The sequence below is a fragment of the Tropicibacter naphthalenivorans genome, assembly GCF_900176475.1.
GTDB lineage: Bacteria > Pseudomonadota > Alphaproteobacteria > Rhodobacterales > Rhodobacteraceae > Tropicibacter > Tropicibacter naphthalenivorans.
In genome coordinates this window covers 126,033-151,991 of sequence record NZ_FWXX01000007.1, presented here as the reverse complement: position 1 = coordinate 151,991, position 25,959 = coordinate 126,033, and the positions used below count along the sequence as shown (strand labels likewise).

General features: G+C 61.7%; 21 protein-coding genes. 11 read left to right on the top strand and 10 right to left on the bottom strand.

What is annotated here, in order from left to right:
- Window positions 1-55 precede the first annotated feature (55 nt).
- Both B9A11_RS15150 and B9A11_RS15145 read left to right on the top strand, forming a co-directional pair.
- Window positions 56-757 (top strand): glutathione S-transferase family protein, encoded by a 702-nt coding sequence (locus B9A11_RS15150; protein ID WP_058247221.1) that lies wholly within the window; start codon window positions 56-58, stop codon window positions 755-757.
- Window positions 758-887: 130 nt separating this feature from the next.
- Window positions 888-2,363: an NfeD family protein gene (locus B9A11_RS15145; protein ID WP_058247222.1), complete on the top strand. Its 1,476-nt coding sequence runs from the start codon at window positions 888-890 to the stop codon at window positions 2,361-2,363.
- A 6-nt stretch (window positions 2,364-2,369) separates the two neighbouring features.
- On the opposite strand, the gene B9A11_RS15140 is transcribed toward B9A11_RS15145, so the two are convergent.
- The 3 genes from B9A11_RS15140 to B9A11_RS15130 form a co-directional block, all read right to left on the bottom strand.
- On the bottom strand, window positions 2,370-2,819 hold the full coding sequence (locus tag B9A11_RS15140; protein WP_058247223.1) for a YtoQ family protein: 450 nt from the start codon (window positions 2,817-2,819) through the stop codon (window positions 2,370-2,372).
- A 72-nt stretch (window positions 2,820-2,891) separates the two neighbouring features.
- Complete coding sequence (locus B9A11_RS15135; RefSeq protein WP_058247224.1) at window positions 2,892-3,743, bottom strand: delta-class carbonic anhydrase; 852 nt, start codon at window positions 3,741-3,743, stop codon at window positions 2,892-2,894.
- Window positions 3,744-3,955: 212 nt separating this feature from the next.
- Window positions 3,956-6,463 (bottom strand): GcvT family protein, encoded by a 2,508-nt coding sequence (locus B9A11_RS15130; protein ID WP_058247225.1) that lies wholly within the window; start codon window positions 6,461-6,463, stop codon window positions 3,956-3,958.
- Between the two features lie 387 nt (window positions 6,464-6,850).
- Between B9A11_RS15130 and B9A11_RS15125 the strand changes: the two genes are divergently transcribed.
- The 7 genes from B9A11_RS15125 (at window position 6,851) to rpe (ending at window position 14,164) form a co-directional block, all read left to right on the top strand.
- Window positions 6,851-7,897: a rod shape-determining protein gene (locus B9A11_RS15125; protein ID WP_058247226.1), complete on the top strand. Its 1,047-nt coding sequence runs from the start codon at window positions 6,851-6,853 to the stop codon at window positions 7,895-7,897.
- A gap of 101 nt (window positions 7,898-7,998) precedes the next feature.
- Entirely contained in the window at window positions 7,999-8,904 is a 906-nt protein-coding gene (gene mreC / locus B9A11_RS15120) for a rod shape-determining protein MreC (RefSeq protein WP_058247227.1), read from the top strand.
- Window positions 8,897-9,436, top strand: coding sequence for a hypothetical protein (locus tag B9A11_RS15115; protein WP_058247228.1), 540 nt, complete (start codon window positions 8,897-8,899; stop codon window positions 9,434-9,436). Before mreC ends, B9A11_RS15115 begins: the two co-directional genes overlap by 8 nt.
- Entirely contained in the window at window positions 9,433-11,376 is a 1,944-nt protein-coding gene (gene mrdA / locus B9A11_RS15110; protein WP_058247229.1) for a penicillin-binding protein 2, read from the top strand. Before B9A11_RS15115 ends, mrdA begins: the two co-directional genes overlap by 4 nt.
- Window positions 11,373-12,512 carry a rod shape-determining protein RodA gene (rodA, locus tag B9A11_RS15105; protein ID WP_058247230.1) on the top strand — a complete coding sequence of 380 codons (1,140 nt, stop codon included), beginning with the start codon at window positions 11,373-11,375 and terminating at the stop codon, window positions 12,510-12,512. Before mrdA ends, rodA begins: the two co-directional genes overlap by 4 nt.
- 17 nt (window positions 12,513-12,529) lie before the next feature.
- Window positions 12,530-13,462, top strand: a complete 933-nt coding sequence (locus tag B9A11_RS15100; protein ID WP_058247231.1) for a 2-hydroxyacid dehydrogenase — start codon at window positions 12,530-12,532, stop codon at window positions 13,460-13,462.
- 24 nt (window positions 13,463-13,486) lie between these two features.
- A complete protein-coding gene (rpe, locus tag B9A11_RS15095; protein ID WP_058247232.1) occupies window positions 13,487-14,164 on the top strand; it encodes a ribulose-phosphate 3-epimerase in 678 nt (225 codons plus the stop codon).
- A 79-nt stretch (window positions 14,165-14,243) separates the two neighbouring features.
- Here rpe and B9A11_RS15090 read toward each other — a convergent pair whose 3' ends face one another.
- Window positions 14,244-14,693, bottom strand: coding sequence for a MaoC family dehydratase (locus tag B9A11_RS15090; protein ID WP_058247233.1), 450 nt, complete (start codon window positions 14,691-14,693; stop codon window positions 14,244-14,246).
- Window positions 14,683-16,311, bottom strand: a complete 1,629-nt coding sequence (locus B9A11_RS15085) for a long-chain-fatty-acid--CoA ligase (RefSeq protein WP_058247234.1) — start codon at window positions 16,309-16,311, stop codon at window positions 14,683-14,685. The genes B9A11_RS15090 and B9A11_RS15085 overlap by 11 nt, the downstream gene beginning before the upstream one ends.
- Before the next feature lie 96 nt (window positions 16,312-16,407).
- On the opposite strand from B9A11_RS15085, the gene B9A11_RS15080 reads away from it, so the two are divergent.
- Complete coding sequence (locus B9A11_RS15080; protein WP_058247235.1) at window positions 16,408-17,421, top strand: NADP-dependent oxidoreductase; 1,014 nt, start codon at window positions 16,408-16,410, stop codon at window positions 17,419-17,421.
- Here B9A11_RS15080 and B9A11_RS15075 read toward each other — a convergent pair whose 3' ends face one another.
- The 5 genes from B9A11_RS15075 to B9A11_RS15050 form a co-directional block, all read right to left on the bottom strand.
- The gene (locus B9A11_RS15075) at window positions 17,422-18,951 is read right to left on the bottom strand and encodes an ATP-dependent DNA helicase (protein ID WP_058247236.1); all 1,530 of its coding nucleotides are present in this window, start codon (window positions 18,949-18,951) and stop codon (window positions 17,422-17,424) included. It lies immediately after the preceding gene.
- Between the two features lie 101 nt (window positions 18,952-19,052).
- Entirely contained in the window at window positions 19,053-19,691 is a 639-nt protein-coding gene (locus B9A11_RS15070) for an acyl-homoserine-lactone synthase (protein WP_058247237.1), read from the bottom strand.
- 110 nt (window positions 19,692-19,801) lie between these two features.
- Entirely contained in the window at window positions 19,802-20,536 is a 735-nt protein-coding gene (locus B9A11_RS15065; RefSeq protein WP_058247238.1) for a helix-turn-helix transcriptional regulator, read from the bottom strand.
- 349 nt (window positions 20,537-20,885) lie between these two features.
- A complete protein-coding gene (ccrA, locus tag B9A11_RS15055) occupies window positions 20,886-22,172 on the bottom strand; it encodes a crotonyl-CoA carboxylase/reductase (RefSeq protein ID WP_058247239.1) in 1,287 nt (428 codons plus the stop codon).
- Between the two features lie 174 nt (window positions 22,173-22,346).
- Window positions 22,347-23,684, bottom strand: coding sequence for a 1-acyl-sn-glycerol-3-phosphate acyltransferase (locus tag B9A11_RS15050; protein WP_058247240.1), 1,338 nt, complete (start codon window positions 23,682-23,684; stop codon window positions 22,347-22,349).
- Between the two features lie 214 nt (window positions 23,685-23,898).
- Between B9A11_RS15050 and B9A11_RS15045 the strand changes: the two genes are divergently transcribed.
- Window positions 23,899-25,863, top strand: coding sequence for a protein meaA (locus B9A11_RS15045; protein WP_058247834.1), 1,965 nt, complete (start codon window positions 23,899-23,901; stop codon window positions 25,861-25,863).
- Window positions 25,864-25,959: the final 96 nt, after the last annotated feature.

Here is a 25,959-nt window from a genome sequence, read left to right as displayed (position 1 = left end):
AAAACCGGGAATGCGTCATTAGATTTCCCCAGAACCCTTTTAGAAAGGCCGCTTGATGACGTCTCTTGCCGATCACCCGATTTCCCGCCGCTGGCCCGCGCAGCATCCGGACCGCATTCAGCTCTATTCCTTTCCGACGCCCAACGGCGTTAAGGCTTCGATCATGTTGCTTGAGGCGGGCCTGCCGTTCGAGGCGCACCGCGTCACTCTGTCCGATTCAGACGTCAAATCGCCCGAGTTTCTGGCCTTGAACCCCAACAACAAGATCCCCGCGATCTATGATCCGGACGGCCCCGATGGCAAGCCGATCACCCTGCTCGAAAGCGGGGCGATCCTGCTGTACCTTGCTGAAAAATCTGGGAAACTCCTTGGCGAGACCGCCAGAGACCGCCACCAGATCACGCAGTGGCTGATGTTCCAGATGGGTGGGATCGGGCCCATGTTCGGACAACTTGGGTTTTTCTACAAATTCGCGGGAAGCAAAGTCCAAGACCCCCTGCCCCGTGAACGATATATCAACGAAGCCAAGCGTCTACTGGGCGTGATCGAAGGCGCTTTGGAGGGGCGCGACTGGATCGCCGGGACGTATTCCATCGCCGATATCGCGATTGCGCCGTGGCTCAACGCCTTGGAATTCTATGGTGCACAGGACATCGTGGGCTGGGATCAGTTCCCGCGCACCAATGCCTATCTTGCACGCTTCCTAGAGCGGCCTGCAGTGCAGACGGGGCTAAATACCCCGCCGCGCGAGGGCTGAGGTTGTGCCATTCTGATCCGGCGCGTTAACCTTGTCACACGGGCGATGGTCGCCCGTGCCAATAACACGCGGGACCATGCGCCTTATCCTATTGCTCCTTCTTGCCGTCGCGCCTTTGTGTGCGCAGGCCATGACATTGACGCCGGAAACCGGCAACCCCCACTGCCAAGCCCGCCTCGAAGGTCTGATCGAGAACGGTGACCTACCACGCCTGGTGGACGGATTGCGCGACGCCCAAGCCGCCAACCAAGGCCATCTCAGCGTCTGCCTCGACAGCCCCGGCGGCTCTTTCCTAGAGGGAAGCCGCATCGCCGCCTTCATCGAAGACAACCGCATCGGCACGGTGATCGACGACGGCGATCAATGCCGCTCTGCCTGCTCTTTGATCTTTATGCTCGGCGCGGCCGATCAATCCGGCGCGCGTCTGACCAGCGACATCGGCGACAACCGCGTCCTTCTAGAGTTCAATCGCAAGATGCACATCAACGCGACGCTCGGGTTTCACCGGCCCGCCGCGACACTCAACACAACCCGCAGCTATTCCGCTGCCGAAATGGAATCGGCCTTTCGCATCGCCATCGATTCCGCGTTGGAATTCATGCGCATCGCCAATCGCTGGAAAGCCTCCGAAGGCGCCTCTGCGATGAAGCCCGATCTCATCGAAAACCTCCTGCAACACGAGGGAAGCGAAGACTTCTTTTACATCGATACGGTGGACAAAGCGGGCCGCTATGACATTGAAGTCTTTGGCTATTCCCCGCCTTCCCGGCTCAGCGCTGTGCAAGCGATGAACGTGTGCGACAATGCCTCGAACTGGGTAGCGGGTCTTGCGCAATTCCCGGTCGTGGACGCCGCACCCGACACCCTAGCGCAATTAACCTTTCGCCAAAGCGAAATGTGGACCGTGGCTGGCCCCCGCACTGAACTTCATCCGGTTTACTACGTACGCGGGCGCGATATTTTTCACCATCGCGCCGGAGGTGGAGGCGGCGAGCGTGTGTGCCAAGTTGCTTTTCGTCCGACGATCTCGTCGCAATACGGAAATTCGCTATCAGTGAGCGCCTGTGGCGGCGACGGGGTGCTGGGGCAATCCTTTGGTGAGTTTTGCCATCTAGACGAACCCTCTGATGCCATGACGATAATCTCGCAGCTGTCGATTTACCCTTCGGACACCAAGCTGAGCGAGCTAGAGGCCGTTTCCCGCCAAATCGAAACAAATGCCGCTGAAATCGAACGGGCGCTGATGCCGGCGGCGACCTACAAATGCTCCAAAGACGACGGCAGCTTTGTCTCGGTGGTCACCAGGGGCGAAGCGCTGCCAATTCGGCAAACGGAACATTCCGACAGCGATGTGATTGCCTATGCGCTGCCTTTCACGCGCCTGCCCCGTGGGGACAGCGCCGGGCGCGTCATCGGCTCGGATGAACAGCGCACAGCCTGTCTGAACGCCTGTCAGGCCGAACGCGCTGACCCCTCCTTGCAAAGCGACGGCGCCGAGCAGGTCAAAGCGACGCTCGACGCCTGTTTCAAGGACAACCTGCTGCGGTGGTCCGTCACGCTGCCGGATGGGCAAATCGGCTGGGCCAGTGCGTTTTACCTGCGTTAACCGTCCTTATCCGGGCAGGCTGCCCGTCAGCACGTAGCGCAGGATCTGGACCACCTCTTGGGGCGTGCGAGTCATCGCCAGCGCCGCGGCGTCCACCTCTTTCAGCGCGTGATCGTGCTCGGGTTGTTGCAGGATAATCAAGGACTTGCCCAGCGCCGCCGCGTATCCCGCATCAAAGGCGGCATTCCACTGTTTGTACTTTTCGCCAAAGCGCACGACGACCACATCGGCGTCCGCAATCCCCTTGCGCGTGCGAATGGCGTTTACCATCGCCCCCTTGTGGTCATGCCAATACTTGTTCGGCTCTGCGCCCAAGATCTCGACGCCGCAGTCGTCGCTGGCCGCGTGATCGGTCACCGGCCCGTGAAACGTGATGTCCAAGCCCTGCGCGCCGTCGATGATCTGCTCGCGCCAATCGGTGTGGATTTCGCCTGAAAGGTAAACGTTAAGCGGCATTCTGGGTCTCCGAAAATAGGTCGGGGCAGACCTTAGCCTGCCCCGTCTTCGGTTCAACCCATGAAGGGCCGGTTATTTCGCCGACAGCAAATCCGGGTTGGTCACGAGGTTGCGCACACCGTGGGCGTGGTCTTCGTCAAACGGGTTGTCGTCGAGCCAAGTGGCCAGCGTGGCAATGTTGACCTTTGTCACCTGCGGGCGCACCGACCAGCTGACCTGGAACGGCGAGCCGGTCTCATTGTAGCTGGGGCCGGTGGTCGAGCCGAGGTATTGCACCGGCGCGCCGGTGTCGGTGGGGATGTTCGGCGCCTGATGGTAGCCGTCCACCACGTCCAGCGCGGCCAGCTCTGTGAAGTCCGCCGCCTCGGGGTCGTTCACCAGCACCATAACCTGCGTTTCAACGCGGAATTGCGGGTTCATCAGGTCGTCGGACAGGCACGCGCCCAGCGTCGGGCCGGGTTCGACCCGCGCGGTGGAGTGGACGTAGTGCACCTCGATGGTGTCGCCCGGCTCTAGCGTGCCGTGCTCGCCCGAGCCCACCGGGCCGTCATAGGCGGCCAGCTCTGCCTCGGTCAGGGTGCCGTCGTAGACGTAGCCCGTGCCATAGCCCTTGCCGTCGCCATTGCCCCGATAGGTCGTGAACTCGCCGCCGCGATGTTCGGCGCTTTCGTGGAAATGGATGTTGCACAGGTTCATCTGGGTGTAGGCCGGCGCGGGCTGAAACTGCACCGGGTTTTCGCCCATGATCAACGAGATGTCGCGCGGCGCTTGCGGACCAAAGCCTGCCCCCGCAGCTTTTTCGGCAAGCGCCGCGCGTTGGGCCGCGATGTAGTCATCCGCGACGGTCTGGTCGTCTGCAGCAAACGTCACCGTGCCAAAAGTCGTCAGCGCGGTCGCAACAGCCGCGTGGCGAAGAAAAGTCATTGCGTGTCTCCTTATCCAAAATGACCTGGATTGCGCTTACCCCTCTCCGGCGCGCACAACCCATGGGAGCATGGTGAGACAGCGCGCCCGAGTGATCAACTGGTTTAGCTTTTTGTTAACGCCAAACCGGATAAAAATAGTCGGGAACGGAGAAAGGCGACCCAAGGGCCGCCTTTTCGCTTTTCACTGTTAACGCCAACCGGAAAGGCGTCTCACCCATCCTTACGGATGGTCTCGTTCTTGGGATCGTAGGGCGAATCGCAGGTCACAACCGCATCCCACAGCTCGTCCAGGATCTTGACCTTCAGCTTGGTGCCTTCGACGGCCAGCTCGGGCTTGACGTAGCCCATGCCGATCGACTTTTCGAAGGCGACCGAGTACCCGCCGGAGGTCAGGCGGCCAACGCGCTCACCCTCGGGGGTGTAGAGCGCCTCGCGGCCCCACGGATCGGCGTCAGCCGGGCCGTCGATCAGCAGAGTGCAGCACTTGGAGCGGATGCCGGTGGCTTCCATCGCCTCTTTGCCCGCGAAGTCCTTGGACAGGTCGATAAAGCGCGGCAGGTCCGCCTCGGCCGGGGTCGCGTCGCGGCCCAGCTCGTTGCCAAAGGCGCGGTAGGATTTTTCCTGACGCAGCCAGTTCTGCGCGCGCGCGCCCACCGGCTTGATGCCGAACTCTTCGCCCGCAGCCATCAGCTGATCCCACAGGTGGTTCTGCATCTCGATCGGGTGGTGCAATTCCCAACCCAGCTCGCCGGTGTAGGCCACGCGGATCGCGTTGACCGGCACCATGCCCAGCTCGATCTGCTTGGCCGACAGCCACGGAAAGCGCTTGTTGGTCAGCGCGGTTTCCGGCTCGGCGTCGCGGATCAGCTTTTTCAGCACGTCGCGCGATTTCGGGCCTGCGATGGCAAAGACGCCCCACTGCGTGGTCACATCCTGCACAATCACCAGCTTGCCGGTCGCTTCCATAAAGTCCTCGGCTGCCTTTTGCAGGAAGTCGCTGTCATAGGCCGCCCATGCGCCCGCCGACACCAGATAGTAGTTGTTCTCGCCGTTGCGGACGATGGTGTATTCCGTGCGGGTCGTCCCCTTGGAGGTCAGCGCATAGGTCAGGTTGATGCGACCCACTTTCGGCAGCTTGTTGCAGGTGAACTGGTCGAGGAACTCGGTCGCGCCCGGCCCTTTGACCGTGTGCTTGGCAAAGGCCGTCGCGTCGATCAGGCCCACGCCCTCGCGGATCGCCTTGGCCTCGTCCACGGCATACTGCCACCAGCCACCGCGGCGGAAGGACCGCGCGTCGTGGTCAAAGTTCTCCGGCGCATCAAGCGGGCCGTAGTAGTTGGGGCGTTCCCAGCCACCAGCCCAGCCGAACTGCGCGCCCAGCTTGGCCTGACGGTCATAGGCGGGCGAGGTGCGCAGCGGGCGGGCCGCCGGGCGTTCCTCATCAGGGTGGTGCAGGATGTAGACGTGCTCGTAGGCCTCTTCGTTCTTTTCGACGGCCCACTCGACGGTCTGCCAATCGCCGTAGCGCTTGGGGTCGAGCGACGCCATGTCGATCTCGGCTTCACCGTCGACCATCATCTGCGCCAGGTAATAACCCGCGCCACCGGCAGCGGTGATCCCGAAGGAGAAGCCCTCGGCCAGCCACATGTTGCGCAGACCCGGCGCCGGGCCGATCAGCGGGTTGCCGTCCGGCGTGTAGCAGATCGGGCCGTTGAAGTCGTCCTTGAGACCGACCGTCTCGGAGGACGGCAGACGGTGGATCATCGACATGTATTCTTCTTCGATGCGCTCCAGATCCAGCGGAAAGAGGTCGGCGCGGAACGAATCCGGCACCCCATACTGGAAGCGCGCCGGGGCGTTACGCTCATACGGGCCAAGGATCCAGCCGCCGCGCTCTTCGCGCACGTACCACTTGGCGTCGGCGTCGCGGATCACCGGGTGCTGTTCGTTGCCGGCCTCGCGGTATTTCACCAGCTCGGGGTCGGGCTCGGTGACGATGAACTGGTGCTCCACCGGGATCGCCGGGATCTTGATCCCCAGCAGCTTGGCGGTGCGCTGCGCGTGGTTGCCCGTCGCGGTCACGACGTGCTCGGCGGTGATCACCTGCTGTTCGTCAGAGGGAACAAGGTTGCCGCCCTTCTCGACCATCTTGGTGATGGTGACCTTCCACTCGGTGCCGCTCCATTCGTAGCCGTCGACCTGCCACTTGCGTTCGATCACGACGCCGCGCTGACGGGCGCCCTTGGCCATCGCCATGGTCACGTCGGCCGGGTTGATATAGCCGTCGGTCGGGTGATAGATCGCCCCCTTCAGACCCTCGACGTTGATCAGCGGCCACCGCTCCTTGATCTGCTCCGGGGTCATCCACTCATAGGGGACACCGCAGGTTTCGGCGGTGGTGGCGTAGACGCGATACTCGTCCATGCGCTCATCGGTCTGCGCCATGCGCAGGTTGCCGACCACGAAAAAGCCCGCATCAAGACCGGTCTCTTCTTCGAGCGTCTTGTAGAACTTGATCGAATAGTCGTGAATATGCGTGGTCGCATAGGACATGTTGAAATAGGGCAGCAGGCCCGCCGCGTGCCAAGTCGACCCAGAGGTCAACTCGTCGCGTTCCAGCAACATGACATCGTCCCAGCCCGCTTTGGCGAGGTGGTACGCGATAGATGTCCCGACGGCACCACCGCCGACGACTAGGGCTTTGACATGGGTCTTCATGAACGACTCTCCCGAACGTAGTGCTTCACGCTTAACGTGCGGGGCGAATCTGCGCCGCCCCCGCCCGACCTGTCATGCAAGAAAAACGACCACAAACAGTTACGAGCGAAACAAATCGCTTTCGCGGCGTGGCTTGGAGGGCGGGCCGCTGCCCGGAACGGGCAGTCGGGGCGCGTGAAAAGCCGCCGCACCGCTAGGACGTTGTGCCGCGCTCTGTCGCCTTTCCCCTGCAAAACCACAGCAAAGCGCTAACCACGGGGAACGAATCCGGCGAATTCACGCTGATCCATACAGCCTCAGGCCTTTTCGTCGGCGCTGCGCACTCCTATAAGGGCGTCGGTCCGGGCTGTCAGAGTCGCGGGCCTTTACGGCAATGGGGCAGGACGAATGTTAGGATTGGACGGACTCATGGGCATGTTCTCATCGGACATGGCCATCGACCTTGGGACCGCGAACACGCTGGTCTACGTGAAGGGCAAAGGCGTTGTCCTCTCCGAACCTTCTGTGGTCGCCTACCACATCAAGGACGGGCAGAAAAAAGTGCTCGCCGTGGGCGAAGACGCCAAGCTGATGCTGGGCCGCACCCCCGGCAGCATCGAGGCCATCCGCCCCATGCGCGAAGGGGTGATCGCCGACTTTGACACCGCCGAAGCGATGATCAAGGAATTCATCCGCAAGGTGCACCGCCGCTCGACCTTCTCCAAGCCCAAGATCATCGTCTGCGTGCCCCACGGCGCGACCCCGGTGGAAAAACGTGCGATCCGTCAGTCGGTTCTGTCCGCCGGTGCGCGCAAGGCGGGCCTGATCGCCGAACCCATCGCGGCGGCCATCGGCGCAGGCATGCCCATCACCGACCCCACCGGGAACATGGTCGTGGACATCGGCGGCGGTACCACCGAGGTCGCGGTCCTCTCGCTGGGGGACATCGTCTATGCGCGCTCGGTGCGCGTCGGCGGTGACCGCATGGACGAGGCGATCATCAACTACCTGCGCCGTCAGCAAAACCTGCTGGTGGGCGAAGCCACCGCCGAGCGGATCAAGACCTCGATCGGCACCGCGCGGATGCCCGACGACGGGCGCGGTTCCTCGATGCAGATCCGTGGTCGCGACCTGCTGAACGGCGTGCCCAAGGAAACAGAGATCAGCCAGGCCCAGGTGGCCGAGGCGCTCTCCGAACCCGTTCAGGCGATCTGCGAAGCGGTGATGACCGCGCTCGAAGCGACCCCGCCCGATCTGGCCGCCGACATCGTCGACCGCGGCGTGATGCTGACCGGCGGTGGCGCGCTGCTGGGCGATCTCGATCTGGCTTTGCGCGAACAGACCGGCCTTGCCGTGTCCATCGCGGACGAGTCGCTCAACTGCGTGGCGCTGGGTACCGGCAAGGCGCTGGAGTACGAAAAGCAACTGCGCCACGCCATCGACTACGACAGCTAAACCGCTGAAAACGCATCAGGACGGGCCGCTGCCACGGCCCGTTTGGCACATTGCCAAACCTGGCTTAAACTGCCGCCGTCTCATCTGCTCAAGAGGACCGATTGGCCAGCGATCGCACCAACAGCGATGATTTCACCACGCCGCTCAAGCGTCTGCTTTTGGCGGTTCTGGTGCTGTGCCTGCTGGGGATTTTCCTGCTGTGGCGGATCGATTCCCCCCGCGTTGAACGCTTTCGCGCGCAGGTGGTCGACCGCGTGGTGCCCCGCATGGATTGGGCCATGGCGCCCGTCACCGGCACCGTCCGCCTGCTGCGCGATTTCCAAAGCTACCAGCAGCTTTCCGAGCAAAACGACGAGCTGCGCCGCGAGCTGCGCCAGATGACCGCTTGGAAAGAAGCGGCGCTGCAACTGGAACAGGAAAACGCCCGCCTGCGCGACCTGAACAACGTGCGCCTCGACCCGCGCCTGACCTATATCACCGCCGTGGTGCTGGCCGACAGCGGCAGCCCCTTTCGCCAGTCCGCCCTGATCAACGTCGGCTCGCGCGATGGGATCGTTGATGGCTGGGCGACCATGGATGGGATCGGCCTTGTGGGCCGCGTGTCCGGCGTCGGGCGCAACACCTCCCGCGTGATCCTGCTGACCGACGCCACCAGCCGCATCCCCGCTGAAATCCAGCCCTCGGGGCAGCGCGCGCTGGTCACCGGTGACAACACCTCGGCCCCTCTGGTGGATTTCCTTGAAAACCCGGACCTTGTGCGCCCCGGCGACCGCATCGTGACCACCGGCGACGGCGAAGTCTTCCCCCCCGGTTTGCTGATCGGCCAAGTCGCCGAAGACCCCGGCGGCCGCCTGCGTGTGCGCCTTGCCGCCGACTATGAGCGGCTCGAATTCCTGCGGGTTTTGCGCGATCACGGCGCGCGCCGGGTGGAAAATCCGTCCGAGTTGATCCTGCCCGAAGAGCTGCCCGACGCCGGCCCTGCGCAGGAGCCCCCGACCGATGGCTGAGAACAGCCCCGGACGGCTCTGGGCCATGCGGTTGGCCTATTGCGGGCTGATGCTGGCGATCATGTTCGCGCACCTCATGCCGCTGCACATCGCGCCGCGCGGCTTTGCCGGGCCGGACCTGCTGGTGACCTTTACCTTTGCCTGGGCGCTGCGCCGCCCTGATTACGTGCCTGCCATGCTGATCGCGCTGATGCTGCTGCTGGCCGATCTGCTGCTGCAACGCCCGCCGGGCCTTTGGGCTGTGCTGGTCCTGATGGGCGCCGAATGGCTCAAGGGCAAAGGCCGCCACCTGCGGGAAAATACCTTTGCAGCCGAATGGCTTACCTTTGCCGCAACGCTTTTGGCGATCACTGCTCTCTATCGTGTGATCTTGTCGCTCTTGATCGTGTCGCCCGGAACGTTTTTCCTAAGCGTCATGCAATACGGATTGTCGGTGCTGGCCTACCCGCTGGTCGCCGGCATCAGCTATTTGGTCTTTGGCGTGCGCCGCAGCACGCCGGGGGAATATGATCACACGGGACGCACGCTATGAGACGCACACCGCGCGAGACCCAGGACAGCGCCCGCACGATCAGCCGCCGCGGGCTGATCCTTGGTGGTGGACAGCTGGCTTTTGCCACGCTGCTGGCGCTGCGGATGCGCTATGTGCAGGTGGATCAGGCCGATGAATTCCGCCTGCTGGCCGAAGAAAACCGCGTCAAATTCGATCTTTTGCCCCCGGCCCGCGGGCGGATCTTTGACCGCAACGGCAAGGTCGTCGCCGAGAACGAGCCGACCTATCGTATTACAATCAAACGCGAAGATGCCGGGAACGTGGCCGACGTCATCGCGCGGCTTGGCCAGTTGGTAGAGCTGGACGAGGACGATCTGAACCGCGCCTTGGCAGAGATGGAGCGCACGCCGCCCTTCTTTCCCGTGACCATCGCCGACCGTGTCAGCTGGAAGGACATCAGCCGCGTTGCGGTCAACGCCCCTGCCCTGCCCGGCATCACCACCGAGGTCGGCTTGTCGCGTTTTTACCCGCGCCGCGACCTGTTTGCGCATGTGGCGGGCTATGTGGGGCCGGTGTCCGACCGCGATCTCAAACGCTACGAAGACCCGCCGCCGATCCTGCGCATTCCGCGCTTTCAGATCGGCAAGGTCGGCGTCGAAGCGAAACTCGAAGAGACGCTGCGCGGCACTGCCGGGACCAAGCAGGTCGAGGTGAACGCCGTCGGGCGCGTGATGCGCGAACTTGGCCGCCGCGAAGGCGAGGCCGGGGCCGATGTGCAACTGACGCTGGACGCGGATTTGCAGGAATACGTCAAGGCGCGGCTGGGCGAGGAAAGCGCGTCGGTCGTGGTGATGGACGTGGAAAAGGGTGACCTTTTGGCCATCGCCTCGGCGCCGTCTTACGATCCGAACAAGTTCGTGCGCGGCATTTCCGTGGCCGATTACAGCCTCTTGCGCGACAACAACCACCGCCCCCTAGCGTCGAAAACCGTGCAGGATGCCTACCCGCCCGGCTCGACCTTCAAGATGGTGACGGCCTTGGCGGCGATGGACGCCGGTCTGGTTGCCCCCGATGAAACCGTCTGGTGCCCCGGCCATCTGGACGTGGGTGGGCGCAAGTTCCACTGTTGGAAACGCGCCGGGCACGGTCACGTGAACCTCGAACAATCGCTCCGCGAAAGCTGCGACGTTTACTATTATGAACTTGCGCTTAAAGTCGGGATCGAACGGATCGCCCAGATGGCGCGGCGGCTTGGTCTTGGCGAATCCCATGACGTGCCCATGTCGGCCGTGACCTCTGGGCTGGTGCCAGACAAAGCGTGGAAGCTGCGCGAACGCGGCGCCGATTGGGTGATCGGTGACAGCGTGAACGCCTCGATCGGTCAGGGCTTTGTGCTGGCCTCGCCCATGCAGCTGGCGGTGATGACCGCGCGTCTGGCGACCGGACGGTCGGTGACGCCTCGCCTGATCAAACGCATCGACGGGATCGAGACGCCATCCCAAGGCGGGGTGGATTTAGGCCTTAATCCCAACCACTTGCTGCAACTCAAACGCGCCATGTTCGCGGTATCGAACAATCGGCGCGGCACGGCCTACGGCAGCCGGATCATCGCCGATGAGATGCGCATGGCCGGCAAGACAGGCACCTCTCAGGTGCGCAACATCACCGCCGCCGAACGGGCGCGCGGCGTGACCTCGAACGCCGATCTGCCGTGGGAGCGGCGCGACCACGCGCTGTTCGTTGACTTTGCACCGTGGGACAATCCGCGTATCGCGGTGTCGGTCGTGGTGGAACACGGCGGCGGCGGTTCGACCGCAGCGGCGCCCATCGCGCGTGACGTGACCTTGCAGGCGCTTTACAACGGCGATCCCCCGCTCGAAGCTTACCCGACCAAGGACCGCCGCCGCATCGCCGCACAGCAGGAACGTTTTGCTAAGGAACGTAAAGCCCGCGAAGCCGAACTGGCCAGCCGCGCATGACCTATCTTGAGTATTCCATCAAATCCGCCCCCACCGGTTGGCGCAAGATCCTGCACCTCAACTGGCCTCTGGTGGTGCTGCTCAGCGCCGTGGCCAGCATCGGGTTCCTGATGCTCTACTCTGTTGCGGGCGGGTCGTGGACGCCTTGGGCCGAGCCGCAGATCAAGCGCTATGTCCTTGGTTTAACAGTGATGTTTATCGTGGCGATGGTGCCCATCTGGTTCTGGCGAAACGTGTCTTTGGTGGCCTATGGCATTGGTCTGGGCCTGTTGTTGATGGTGGAACTTTTCGGCACCGTGGGCATGGGGGCGCAGCGTTGGATCGACCTTGGGTTCATGCGCCTGCAACCTTCGGAAGTGATGAAGATCACCCTCGTTATGTTCCTCGCCGCCTATTACGATTGGCTGCCGAACAACCGCGTGTCGCGGCCCTTGTGGGTGGCGATCCCGGTGGTCTTTATCCTTTTGCCCACCGCGTTAACCCTTGCGCAACCGGACCTCGGGACGGCGCTTTTGTTAATGATTGGCGGCGGGCTGATGATGTTCCTGGCCGGGGTGCATTGGCTGTATTTCGCGACGGTGATCAGCGCCGGGGTGGGCACCATCTGGGCGGTGTTTCAGTCGCGCGGCACCGATTGGCAGCTGCTCAAGGACTATCAGTTTCGACGCATCGACACCTTTCTGGACCCGTCCTCTGACCCGTTGGGCGCGGGCTATCACATCACCCAAGCCAAGATTGCCATGGGCTCTGGCGGCTGGACGGGGCGCGGTTTCATGCAAGGCACTCAAAGCCGCCTAAACTTCCTGCCTGAAAAGCATACTGACTTTATTTTCAATACCTTGGCCGAAGAGTTCGGCTTTGTCGGAGGCTTTTCCCTACTGTCGCTTTACGTGTTGATCCTGTTCTTTTGCGTCGTCGCGGCGCTACAGAACAAGGATCGGTTTTCTTCACTGTTGATCCTTGGCATTGCGCTGACATTCTTTTTGTTCTTTGCAGTGAACATGTCGATGGTGATGGGGCTGGCGCCGGTCGTGGGCGTACCCTTGCCTCTTGTGTCTTATGGCGGCTCTGCGATGCTGGTGTTGATGCTGGCCTTTGGCTTAGTCCAAAGCGCGCATGTGCACAGGCCCCGTTAACCACGTAGGACTTAACGATGATTAACATCCTCTTTGCGGCGCTGACCGAGCGTTGGGAACAATATGAAACGCCTCTGCGCGCGGCGTTGGAAGCCACCGGACTGGCCTATTGCCTTGGCACGGACCTGCCGGCTGAGGAGGTGGATTATATCATTTACGCGCCCAACTCGACCGTTCAGGATTTTTCCATCTTTCCTAACCTGAAGGCGGTTCTGAACCTCTGGGCCGGGGTCGAAGCCGTTGTGAACAACCCGACGTTAACCGTGCCGCTGGCGCGAATGGTCGATGAACATGGACTGACCCAAGGCATGGTCGAATGGGTGACGGGACATGTGATGCGGCACCATCTGGGAATGGACGCGCATATCAACAATCCAGACCGGATCTGGGATGACACCCCCCCGCCCTTGTCCAAGGACCGTCCCGTCACGATCCTCGGGCTTGGGGTGCTGGGGCAAGCCTGCGCCAAGGCCCTCACAAATCTAGGCTTTCCCGTCACGGGATGGAGCCGTTCGGCAAAAGACATCCTCGGCATTCGCGCCCTGCACGGCGATGATGGTCTGACCCAAGCGCTGCGCGATGCGCAGATCCTTGTCCTGCTGCTCCCCAACACCTCGGCCACGACCAACATCATGAATGCCGAACGCCTTGCCCTGCTCGCGCCCGGCGCCTTCTTGGTTAATCCGGGAAGAGGGCCGTTAATTGATGACGACGCCCTGCTGGCCGCTTTGGACAGCGGGCAGATCGGCCATGCGACTCTCGATGTCTTTCGCGTAGAGCCGCTGCCCCAAGATCATGCGTTTTGGACGCATCCGCGCGTGACCGTGACCCCGCATATCGCGTCTTGCACGCGCCCGGACACCGCCGCGCATGCCATCGCCGATAATATCGCCCGCTCCGAAGCCGGTGCGCCGATGTTGCATCTTGTGGATCGCGACGCCGGTTATTAAGCGAGACCTTAAAGGAGACCGCCCATGACTTTTGATCGCAGCGTGAAAATCGCCCCGTCCATCCTGTCCGCCGACTTCGCCGATTTCGGGCGTGAGATTCAGGCCGTCGAGGCCGAAGGCGCCGACTGGATCCATGTGGACGTAATGGATGGGCACTTTGTGCCGAACCTCACCTTTGGCCCTCCGGCGGTCAAAGCCTTTCGCCCGCATGTAAAGACCTTTATGGACGTTCACCTTATGATTGCGCCGGTGGACAGCTATATCGATGCGTATGCGGACGCTGGCGCCGACATGTTGACCGCCCACGTCGAGGCAGGTCCGCACCCGCACCGCACGCTTCAGGCGATCAAAGTCGCCGGGATGCAGGCCGGTATCGCGCTGAACCCCGGCACCCCGGCAGAGGCCGTGCGCGAGCTGTTGCCGCTGGCGGACATGGTGCTGGTGATGACCGTAAACCCAGGTTTTGGCGGGCAAAAATTCATCGACATGACCGCCAAAGTCCGCACAATTCGTGAGTGGATTGGCGACCGCCCGATCCATATCCAGATCGACGGGGGCGTCACGCCCGAGACTGCGCCCCTCGTGGTGGAGGCTGGCGCCGACGTTCTGGTGGCCGGCTCTGCCGTGTTCAAGGGCGGCTCGGTCAGCAACCCCGCACCCTACGGCGAGAACATGCGGGCGATCCGCGCGTCGATCAGCTAATCTACCTCAGATTGTAAAAGACACCCCGCCAAGGCCCATCCTCGGCGGGGTTTTAAATGTCTGACAATTTAAAAAAGCGTTACTGCCCCTCTGCCAGATAGACCCGCGTGATCCAATTGGCAGCCAAGGCCGGGCGGTCTTGACCTTTCACTTCGACCAGCACATCCCAATGCACATCAAGGAAACCGTCGCCCTCATCTACCGAGGCCACGGTGAATTCGCCGCGGATGCTGCTGCCCACCCGCACCGGCGAGACAAAGCGAATCCGGTCGAAACCGTAGTTAATGGACGAGGCAAACCCTTCGATCCCTTCAACCACTTGGTAAGACATGGCCGAGAGCATCGACAGCGTCAGAAAACCATGGGTGACGCAGCCGCCAAAGGGCGTTTCCGCCTTTGCCCGATCTTCATCAAGGTGAATGAACTGCCAATCCTCGGTCGCATCGGCAAACGCCTTGACCCTTGCGGCGTCCATTTCAAACCAACGGGTTGTTTGCGGCGCAAGCGCGCGCAGGTCATCAGCCAGCATCGGGCAACACGTGATCTTTGAACTGCTCGCGCAGCGTCAGCTTGGAGATTTTCCCCGTCGCGGTCAGCGGCAATTCATCAACGAAAACAATATCATCCGGCAACTGCCACTTGGCGAAATGCTCTATCATCATCTCGTGGATTTCCTCTAGGCTCGGGCGGTCGCCGTTGGCCACACAGACCAACAAAGGGCGCTCATCCCACTTGGGGTGCGGCAGGGCAATCACCGCGCAATTGGCCACCTTGGGATGCGCCATGGCCACGTTTTCAAGGTCGATCGAACTGATCCACTCGCCGCCGGATTTAATCAAATCCTTGGCGCGGTCCTGAATATACAAGAACCCGTCGGGGTCGATGCTGGCCACGTCGCCAGTGCCAAACCAGCCTTCGGAATCCATGGCGGCCTGCGACGCCTCTGGGTTGTTGAAATAGCCCGAAACGACCGCATTGCCCCGCACGAAAAGCTCGCCCACGGCCTTACCATCATGCGGCTGCCGCTGGCCGTTTTCATTCACCAGCTTGAGGTCGACGCCAAATATCCGCCGCCCCTGTTTGACTTTGAGGTCGATTTTCTCTTTGAAATTCAAGTCCTTCATAGAGGCAGACAGCTGCCCATGGGTGCCGACGGGGCTCATTTCGGTCATCCCCCACGCGTGACAAATGTCGACCCCCATCATTTCGAAGGCTTCGATCATCGCACGCGGAACCGCAGAGCCCCCAATCACCAGTTGATCCAGCGTCGACGGCGCCCCGCCGCGTGCCTCCATCTCTGTGCGAAGGCCAAGCCAGACCGTCGGCACGCCCCACGAGGCGGTGACGGCTTCTTCTTCGATCAAATTGTACAGAGATTCCCCGTCCAGTTGCGGCCCGGGCATAATCAAGGACGCGCCAACCATCGGCGCAGCATAGGGCAGCCCCCACGAATTGACGTGGAACATCGGCACAACCGGAAGGATACGCGCCCATTCGTGCAAAGAGCGCGGAATGGTGATCGCCAAGGTCATCGCGTGCAGTACGGTCGAGCGGTGGCTATACAGCGCGCCTTTGGGATGGCCAGTGGTGCCAGAGGTGTAACACAGCCCCGCAGCGGTATCTTCGGCCATTTCGGGCCAGTCGAAATGCTCGGGCCGCCCGTTCAGCAACTCTTCGTAGCACAGGAATTTCACTGCACTTTCAGGCATATGCGCCCGGTCGGTCATCAGGACCAGCTGCAAGTCCTGGGGCAGATGATCGGCCAACGCCTCGATCAGTGGCACAAAGGTCAGGTCCAGGCAGAGCACCTTGTCCTGCGCGTGTTCGATGATGTAGAGCATCTGTTCGGCGGACAGGCGGGGGTTGATCGTGTGACAGACGGCACCCATCCCCGAGATAGCGTAATACAACTCAAAGTGGCGATAGCCGTTCCACGCCAGCGTCGCGACCCGGTCGCCCGGCTGCACGCCGATGGACGCCAACCCATGCGCCAACTGCCCGGCGCGGGCGTAGGCTTGCGTGTAGGTTTCGCGGTGAATATCGCCTTCGGTGCGAACCGAAACCACCTCTGCGCCGGGGTGCGCTTTGGCGGCGTAGCGCAGAATCTCGATGATCCTGAGCGGTACGTGCATCATTGTGCCTTGCATCGGGCCCTCCCTTGCCGTCTGCCTATGTCCCGCTAGAGTGAACAGTCTAGCGGCGCTGTGGCAACCGCAAATCTGCAAAATGACGTGAGGACGCGAATGACCGACCAAATGAAACGCATTGCGCTGGCCCGCCGCCCCGAAGGCGTTCCGGCTCCGCAGGATTTTTCCATAGAAACCATGGACATACCGGCCATTAAGGCAGGTGAAGTGTTGGTTAGAGTCAGCTGTTTGTCGCTGGATCCGTATATGCGCGGGCGGATGAGCGACGCCCCGAGCTATGCGCCGTCGGTCGATTTGGGCGCAACGATGACCGGCCAGGGCGTGGGCCGCGTGGTTGCGTCCAAGGCGGACGGCTTCGCTGTTGGGGATTTGGTAACAGGTATGACCGGCTGGGCTGACCACGCCGTACTACCCGCCGCAGAATTGCGCAAACTGCCAGAAGATATACCCGAAAGCACGGCCCTAGGGGTGCTCGGGATGCCTGGGTTTACCGCTTGGACGGGCTTGCGGAAATATGGGTTGCCCAAAGCGGGAGAGACCTTGGTCGTGGCCTCCGCGACCGGCCCGGTGGGGTCCATGGTTGGCCAATTGGCCAAGGCTGCGGGCCTGCGGACCATCGCCATCGCGGGCGGGCCCGAGAAATGCGCGCTGGCTGTCGAGACCTTTGGGTTTGACGCTGCGATCGACCACAAGGCACATGACGATGCCGCGTCTCTGCGCGCCGCTATCGCAGCGGCGACCCCGGATGGCGTTGATATCTATTGGGAAAATGTCGGCGGCAAAGTTCTAGAAGCGGTCATGCCGCTGATGAATGTCGGCGGGCGCATCCCGGTCTGCGGGATGATCGCGTGGTACAATGGGGCCGAAGCTGGGGACAAATTGCCGTTGATCTGGCGGTCGGTACTGACGAAACGCCTGTCGGTGAACGGGTTGATCATCTTTGATCACTGGGACGATTTCCCCGATTTCCTGAGCGATGTGGCGCCCAAGGTTGCCGCCGGCGACATCGCCTACCTCGAAGACATCGCCCACGGGCTGGACGACATGCCTCAGACCTTCATCTCGATGCTGACAGGCGGTAACACAGGCAAACAAATCGTTAAGCTGTGATCACTCTGGCTCTTGCACCGCAAGCTCTAGCGGCGCGGGCGCCCCACCCAGATCGTCAATCCGCAGCGGGCCATTGGGACGTGACAGCCGATTACGCACCACCCAATGCAGGCGGGATTGCGCACGGGTGATCGCGACATAGGCCAGCCGCTTCCACAAGGGCTGTCCGGCCTCGGTCCGGCCCATGCGCGCGGCGGCGTATAGATCGGGGGCGAAAACCTGAACCTCGTCCCATTGGCTGCCCTGCGCCTTGTGAATTGTCACCGCAGCACCGTGCAAAAAGGTCGCCCCCATACGCGCCGCAAAGGGGATAAACGGTTCTTCTTCCTCGGGTTTTTCGATTTTCACGATAGAGGCTGCGGACACCTGCGGTTCCACCGCGCCGACCACGTGAAGTTTAGAAAACCCCGGCTTGCGCCCCGGCCCAAGGTAGATGACCTGCGCGCCCTTGATCAGACCGCGCGCTTCGAGGTCGAGGCGCTTCTTGCGGTGTTTCAAGGGCAGTTCGATGCCGTCGCAGATCAGCGGCTCGCCCGCCAACAGCTCGGTTTCGGGCGCGCCATGCACCGCGCGAAAGGCGTTAATCAGGCGGATTCGCGTCGCGTTGCGCCAGACCAAGACCGGCGAGCGCGCCATCAGATCCACTTCGACCCGCTGCCCCCAGACGACACGGTCATCGCGGCGGGCGGCGTCTTCGATCATGCGCTCAAAGTCTTCGAAGCCCAGCTGCGGATCAGCCAGAGCATGCGCGAGATCGAGGATCGGATTGTCGGCCTCTTGCCGGTGGATGCGGCTGAGCTCCATTTTCAGCGTGTCGGGCAGCGTGTCGAACACCATTTTCCCCGATTGGTTCACCGGGGCAAGCTGCGCCGGATCGCCAAAAATCAGCAGGTTGGGAAAAATCTCTTGGAGGTCTTCGAACTGACGATCGTCAAGCATCGAGGATTCGTCGACAAAGCCAATGTCGAGCGGCTCTTCGCGGCGTTTCCACCCGGTGATAAAATCGCTGCCGCGCAACCCCGCCGCAGCCAAAGCGGCCGGAATGGACTTGTGCAATTCATAACTGGCCTGCGCGCGGGCGAGCGCCTCGGGGGGCAAGTCTTCGATTTCTGGGGCTTCCTCGTTGCCCATCAACCATTCGGCAATCTTTTCGTATTCCGGGTCGTAGACAGGCGTGTAGAGGATACGGTGGATCGTCGTCGCAGGCACGCCGCGCATCCGCAAGACGCTGGCGGCTTTGTTCGTCGGCGCGAGAATGGCCAGAGTGCGGGTGTCCTTGGACCGTTTACCTTCGTAATCGCCCGAAACGATATCGACACCGGTCGCCTGAAGCGCCTTGTAAAGCTCTGACAATAAGAGCGTTTTACCGCTGCCCGCCTTGCCCATCAGGGCCATGACGCGGGCTCGGCCTTCGATTGGCGGCTCTGTTGTTCCCTGCACGATGTCAACGCCCGCGCCGCGCAGCATCTCGGCGACACGGTCATAGGCAACGGCCTGATCTTCGGAGAGTTGGAGCGCGGGAACAGTCATGCGCGCACCCTATATCCGGTGGCAGGCGTGCGCCAGAGACACAAACGCAAAAGCGCGCGCCGGCGGGAACCGACACGCGCTTTTTTGCAGTGGGCCTGAGATTAGGCTGCGATCTGACCTTCGAGATCGACGACGGTGCCAAAGGACAGTTCGAACCAGCGCTTGGACATTTCGGGCGTGATGCCCGCGCTTTTAGACACCGAGGCCTGCGCTTCGGAGGTGAATTCCCACAGGCCGACGCTGATCTTTTCGCGACCTTCGCCTTCGCTGCCAAGCACCTCGGGCGAAGAGCCGATACGGCGGTAAATGCGCACCATGCGTGCGTCAAAGACACCGACGTAGTGTTCGACGCCAAATTCCTGCATGACCTCGCCGCCCGCCAACATCAAGGCCGCCGCGACGCCGGGGGTGGCGGTGCGGGACAGGCAGAAACGGGTGCATTCCCAGATCAACGGCGACTGGATGCGCACGCCATCCGTGAGGTGAATGAAATGGTCATTCACCATTGTTTTACCGATTGTCGGCAGCAAGCGCATAGAGCCGCCATGGGTGCCATCGGCGTTTTCCCAGATCACATACAGCGGGTTTTCGTCGTCGTATTCGTCGCGCTCAAAGCCGCGATCGTCGACGTTTACGGCCCAACCCAAGCGGGTTTTGAACTGATCGGCGCGATCCAGAAACATGGAGCGGGCCAGCTTGGGGAACTTGTGAAGGTCTTCACCGTAAATGTAGCGGATCATGTGTTTATTCCTCTGCGTGTGTTTTGCTGAGGAAAGATTTGTCCGGCAGTGGTTAACGGGTTTCAGCAGCACCGTACGCAGCCCCAAGGCCCGCTTTACCAAAGCGGTCCCTAGACCACGATCAACCCTCGGCTAAGGGCGCGTGCCACCGCGTGGGTGGTATTCATCGCTCCGAGTTTGAACCGCGCGCTTTCCACGTAGACCCGCAAGGTGTGTTCGGAAATCGATAGCGTGTCCGCTGCTTGGGCCCTGGAATAACCAATCGCCAAGAGCGTCATCGCCTCCAGTTCCCGGGGGGACAATTGCTGGGCGGGCTCGGGTGTGCGGCCCGGTTCGAATTCCAGAGCCTTTTGGTTGAAGTAATGCGCCACAAGGATCAGATCCCGGCGATTGCTTTCTGTAAACTCCTCCCATTCGGCGTCTGAGCAGTTATGCGTCAGCGAAAACAGGGCAAATTGGCCATTCGGACCGCGGATCGGGATGGAAAACCCTTGGTTGCCTATCCCATGTTCAATGGCATCTTTGAGCAAGGCACGCGCGGATTTGGAGGACCAGTCCAAACGCTTCCAATTGACGGGATGAAAGCGCTGAAAGCATCCTTGGATCACTGGATCGATCCTTAGATACCCTCTTTCCACGTAGCGGTTCACCCATTCCAGGTCATAGGTGCCGCAACCGTATTGCTCGCCGTTGCTGTTGACCCAGTGATAGACCATGTGGTCCACACCATATTGATCGCGCAGCTCTTCGATTACGATTTGAAGATCGTCTAAGCCCTTAGCGGACTCCAACCGTTCGATCAGCGTGTCCAGTCGCGGAGCGTTTCCCAAGAAGCCCAATGCCATTTCCTTCGGCAAGGGACGCAATCTCGGCCTGCGCTACAAAAGCAGTGTCGTCCAGTTGAGAGGCCAGAGACGGCATACCGTTGGCCCGTGCGAACGTCTTCAGGTCGGTCAGTACGTCCAAAATCCAGTCATGTCCCATATTGAACCTCTTTCATAGGTAGTTAACGAGTGATTAACGTAAGACTACCACTCAGCCATTCATCGCGAAATTCACGGAATCCTCCTCCCCAGAAACTGCGAGGGGGCGCACCGTTAAGGAATTGAATACACGAAGAGTATGAACAAAAAGAGAACGCCCGCGAACCATTTTGGCGATTCGCGGGCGTTTCAGAGATTTTAGACGAAAGGCTTAGCCGCGCGCGGCCAGAGCATCCTCAAAAGTGCGCAGGCCGGTGGTCGGGGCCTGAACCAGCACGGACATGTTGCCCGGCTTGTGTTCGTTGCGCAGCATCTTCATGTGGGCATCCGGGATTTCCGCCCAGGGGAAGACCTCAGACATGCAGGGGTCCAGACGGCGCTCGCACATCAGGCGGTTGGCCGAGGCAGCCTGCTTGAGGTTCGCAAAGTGCGAGCCCTGAAGACGCTTTTGGTGCATCCACATGTAGCGCACATCGAAGGTGCAGTTAAAGCCCGAGGTGCCCGCGCAAATCACCACGATACCGCCCTTTTTCACGATCAGGGTCGACACCGGGAAGGTCGCCTCGCCGGGGTGTTCGAACACCATGTCGACGTTCACACCTTTGCCGGTGATGTCCCAGATCGCCTTGCCGAACTTGCGCGCTTCTTTGAGCCACTCGTTGTATTCCGGCGTGTTGACCGTGGGCAGCTGGCCCCAGCACTTGAAGTCCTTGCGGTTGATGACGCCCTTGGCCCCCTGCGCCATGACGAAGTCACGCTTGGATTCGTCGGAAATCACACCGATCGCGTTGGCACCGGCGGTGTTCGCAAGCTGGATCGCGTAAGAGCCCAGACCGCCCGACGCGCCCCAGACCAGAACGTTCTGGCCGGGCTTGAGCTCGTGCGGGTGGTGGCCGAACAGCATCCGGTAGGCGGTCGCCAGCGTCAGCGTATAGCAGGCCGATTCTTCCCAGGTCAGGTGCTTGGGGCGCGGCATCAGCTGCTGCGCCTGCACGCGGGTGAACTGTGCGAACGAACCGTCGCCGGTCTCGTAGCCCCAGATCCGCTGCGTCGGAGAGAACATCGGATCGCCGCCGTTGCACTCTTCGTCGTCGCCATCGTCCTGGTTACAGTGGATGACCACCTCGTCGCCGACTTTCCAGTTCTTAACCTTGTCGCCCACTTTCCAGACGATGCCAGAGGCGTCGGACCCGGCGATGTGGTAGTCTTGCTTGTGCACGTCGAACGGCGAAATCGGCTTGCCCAGACCGGCCCAGACGCCGTTGTAGTTCACGCCCGCGGCCATCACGAGGACCAGCACTTCGTGGCTGTCGATTTCCCAGGTGTCGACGACTTCCTGTTTAAACGACTGATCCGGCTCGCCGTGGCGTTCGCGGCGGATGTTCCACGCATACATTTTCTTGGGGACATAACCCAAGGGGGGCATTTCGCCGATCTCATAGAGGTCTTTTTCCGGCGCGTCGTACTGGGCGATGCCCGTCTCAGTGTCCAGAGCCATGTCGGCCTCCTATCTGGTCCGTTCGTTAATATTTCGCACTTACTGCGCTGCAGAATCGTGCTGCATTGGCACTGAGATACGCGGGGGCGCGCAACATTGCAACATCAACGTGACGTATTTTGTAATTTTATAACCCAGCGGACGCAGCATTTCCTTTGCAAGCGCAGCAAATCCTTAACAAAGATGGCGGATCGAGGCGGCGTAGAATTCTGCCAGCCCCTGCCCGTCTGGCGTGATTTGGTGCGGCTCTGCGGTGGCGATGCCCCGTTCGGTCAGCGCGCGCAGGCCGACCTCGACCGCATAGGCGACATCATCGCGGGGCAGATGGACGTGGCAGTCGGACAGGGTTTTGATCCGCTCGGCGGCGGCCTGGTCCAGCTCGGCGCGAGTCTTTGGACCTTCGATCAAAAGCTGCGCGACCAAGGGCACGGGCAGCACGGGAATAATACGCGCGATCCGGTCCATCAGCGCGTCCGCCAGCGCCTGCGGATCGCTGGCCAAGTCCGGCTGCGCCGACAGCGACACCGGCACGCCAAAGCTGACCGCCGCATAGCCAAACCGATGATAGCGGCCGGTCAGCCTTAACCATAGTTGCTTGAGCACGGCGCGGAACACATGCAGGACCGAGGTATCAAACCGCCGCGTCCCCGCCTGATCGGCGGCGACCAACACGCGGTCTTCGAGCACGCGGTCATAGTTCAGACCCACGGGCACAAAGACGATGTCCCTGCCAGAGTCCCGCGCCGCCTCGCACATATAGGTCAGTAGTCCCACCTTGGGCGGCTGCGGCGCGCCGGTCAGGGACAGCCCGCCTTCGGGAAAGATCGCCTGCGTGCTGCCGCCAATGGTCGCCATCTGCACATAGCGGCGCAGCACCTTGCGATAGAGATCGTCACGCGATTTGCGCCGAATGAAATACGCCCCCATGGAGCGAATCAACACGCTCAGCGGCCAGACGCGCGCCCATTCGCCCACCGCATAGGACAAAGCCGACCGGCTGGCGGCCAGATGCGTGACCAAGACGTAATCCATGTTGGACCGGTGATTCATCACAAACACCACTGTCGCCTCGGGGTGGATGCCCGTCAGTTCAGCCGGATCGTGGTGCTGCAAGCGCACACGGTACAAAGCGTTGGACAGCCAGCGCGCCAGCCGCACCCCCCAGCCGAAATAGGCCAGCGCGGAAAAGGACGGCACGATCTCGCGCGCATAATCGCGCGCGCGTTCAACGGCGACATCTTCGCGCAGATCATGCGCGCGGGCATAATCCACCGCCGCTTGCGTGACCTCGGGGTGATACACCAGCCGCTGGATCAGATCGTAGCGCCGCAGCAGCTTGAACGGCTCGATGGGCCGTGCGAGGCGTTTGTTCAGCCGCGCGACAGCCCGTTCCATCCGGCGGCGAAAGAACCAGCGCACCGAAGGGAACAGGAAATTCGTCGCAAAGGCCGCCCCGGCAAAACCAAGGATCAGCGCAAAAAGCCACAAAGGCAGGGTCACAGGCGTATTCATGGCCCGACCCTAGCGCCCACGGTGTCAGCGGCAAGGCCGCGACATTCTGCACCGCAGCGCAAACAGCCTTTGCGAAACGCGGCGAAGGCACTAGCGTGACGTCAGACCGCGCCTGTGCCGCGATGCAGCGAATTGACAGAGACATAATCTTTCGCATACACCGACATCAACGCAACAAGATTGCGATCCAGTGTTTCGCCTGACGGAGGCCCAAATGACCGAGACCACACGTGACCGCCCTTGGCTGATCCGCACCTACGCGGGTCACTCCACCGCCGAGAAATCCAACGCTCTGTATCGCTCGAACCTGGCCAAGGGGCAGACGGGCCTGTCCGTGGCCTTCGACCTGCCGACCCAGACCGGCTATGACAGCGACCACGTGCTATCCAAGGGCGAAGTGGGCAAGGTCGGCGTGCCGGTTTGCCACCTTGGCGACATGCGCAGCCTGTTTCAGGATATCCCGCTGGAGCAGATGAACACCTCGATGACGATCAACGCCACCGCGCCTTGGCTGCTGTCGCTTTATATCGCCGTCGCCGAAGAGCAAGGCGCCGATGTGACCAAGTTGCAAGGCACCGTGCAGAACGATCTGATCAAGGAATACCTGTCGCGCGGCACCTATATCTGCCCGCCGAAACCCTCGCTCAAGATGATCGGGGACGTGGCCGAGTATTGCTATACCAACGTGCCGAAATGGAACCCGATGAACGTGTGTTCCTACCACCTGCAAGAGGCCGGCGCGACGCCCGAGCAGGAACTGGCCTTTGCGCTGGCCACCGCGATTGCTGTCCTGGATGAGCTGCGCCCGCGCGTCGCGGATGAGGACTTCCCGGCGCTCTGCGGGCGGATCTCGTTCTTTGTGAACGCCGGGATCCGCTTTGTGACCGAGATGTGCAAGATGCGCGCCTTTGTCGATCTGTGGGACGAGATCCTGCAAGAGCGCTATGGCGTCGAGAACCCCAAATACCGCCGTTTCCGCTATGGCGTGCAGGTGAACAGCCTCGGCCTGACCGAGCAGCAGCCGGAAAACAACGTCTACCGCATTCTGATCGAAGCACTGGCCGTCACGCTGTCGAAAAACGCCCGCGCCCGCGCCGTGCAGCTGCCCGCGTGGAACGAAGCGCTTGGCCTGCCGCGCCCGTGGGACCAGCAGTGGTCCATGCGGATGCAGCAGATCCTTGCCTATGAAACCGACCTGCTGGAATACGACGATCTGTTCGACGGCAACCCCGCCGTGGATCGCAAGGTCGCCGCGTTGAAAGAGGGCGCGCGCGCCGAACTGGCCAACATCGAAAGCATGGGCGGCGCCATCGGGGCCATCGACTATATGAAGGGCCGTCTGGTGGATTCGAACGCCGAGCGCGTCAACCGCGTCGAGCGCGGCGAGACCATCGTTGTCGGCGTGAACAAGTGGACCGAGACCGAGCCTTCCCCGCTGATGGGCGAGGACGGTGGCATCATGGTCGTTGACCCGTCGGTCGAGCAGGACCAGATCGCGCGTCTAAATGCTTGGCGCGCCAATCGCGACAATGCAGCGGTCGAGGCCGCCTTGGGTGCGCTACGCGAAGCGGCGGCCAAGGGCGAAAACGTCATGCCCGCTTCTATCGCCTGCGCCAAGGCCGGGGTCACCACCGGCGAATGGGCAGCGCAGATGCGCAACGTCCACGGCGAATATCGCGGCCCCACCGGCGTGTCGAAATCCGTGTCGAACAAGACCGAAGGGCTGGACGACATCCGCGACGCGGTCAACGCGGTCAGCGACCGTCTGGGCCAGCGCCTGCGCTTCCTCGTGGGCAAGCCCGGCCTTGACGGGCACTCGAACGGGGCAGAGCAGATCGCCTTCCGCGCGCGCGATTGCGGCATGGACATCGACTACGAAGGCATCCGTCTGACGCCCGAGCAGATCGTCGAAGCGGCCAAGAACGGCGCCCATGTGGTGGGCCTGTCGATCCTGTCCGGCTCGCACATCCCGCTGGTCGAGGAAACCATGCAGCGGATGCGCGAAGCGGGCCTGTCCCACGTGCCGGTCACCGTTGGCGGGATCATTCCCGACGATGACGCAGAGCGTCTGCTGGCGATGGGCGTTGCGCGCGTTTATACGCCCAAGGATTTCGAATTGAACACGATCATGAAAGACATCGTGAGCCTTGCGGACCCAAAATCGGTTGCCGCAGAGTAAACATTCACCTATTAAGATTTCCAAAGCGCCGGTGCGGGTCATCGGCGCTTTTTCCACACAAATCGCGCGAAAGACGCTGATTGGCGGCAAATGGTT